This window comes from bacterium (assembly GCA_024224155.1).
Lineage (GTDB): Bacteria > Acidobacteriota > Thermoanaerobaculia > Multivoradales > JAHEKO01 > CALZIK01.
In genome coordinates this window covers 1-669 of record JAAENP010000298.1, presented here as the reverse complement: position 1 = coordinate 669, position 669 = coordinate 1, and the positions used below count along the sequence as shown (strand labels likewise).

At 65.3% G+C, this 669-nt stretch carries 1 protein-coding gene; it reads left to right on the top strand.

All coding sequences use genetic code 11. From position 1 onward, the window contains the following. On the top strand, positions 1–669 hold a 669-nt coding region (locus GY769_15705; protein MCP4203363.1), incomplete at both ends, for a transposase.

The window sequence follows — 669 nt, the reverse complement described above, 5'->3', positions numbered from 1 at the left end:
TGACAAGAACGCCTTCTCGATCATCCGGGAGCACCAGCAGGTGCCCTTCCGCCCGCTCGACGCGATGCGCGAGGTCGGCACCACGGAGACGGGGACCGTCTCGGAGCAGAACATCGAGATCGAGGTCGAGTCCGAGGACGGAAAGCTCGTGCGCCTGCCCCTGCGCCGCATCCGCCTGGGGCTGAAGAAGCCGACGCGCGACGGCGAGACGGTGATCTACATCCTGACCGACCTGCCCGAGGAGGTCGCCGACGCCGTCACCGTGGCCGAGCTGTACCGCAAGCGCTGGACGATCGAGACCGCGTTCCAGAGGCTCGAGAAGGACCTGCACTCGGAGATCAACACGCTGGCCTATCCCAAGGCCGCGCTGTTCGGCTTCTGCATCGCCTTGGTGGCTTACAACATCCTGGCCGTGGTCCGCGCGTCCCTGGGCGCGGTCCACGGCACCGAGAAGATTGACCGCGAGTTCTCCCCGTACCACCTTGCCCACGAGATCGCCGCCACGTACCAGGGCATGATGATCGCGATACCGCCGGAGGAATGGGCCATTTTTCGTGCCTTGAGCGTCGCCCAAATGGGGGAGCTGCTGCGGCAGATGGCCACCAAGGTCCGACTGTCCGCCTTCCGAAAACAGACTCGCGGCCTAAAGAAGCCAGTATCGAGGCGGCG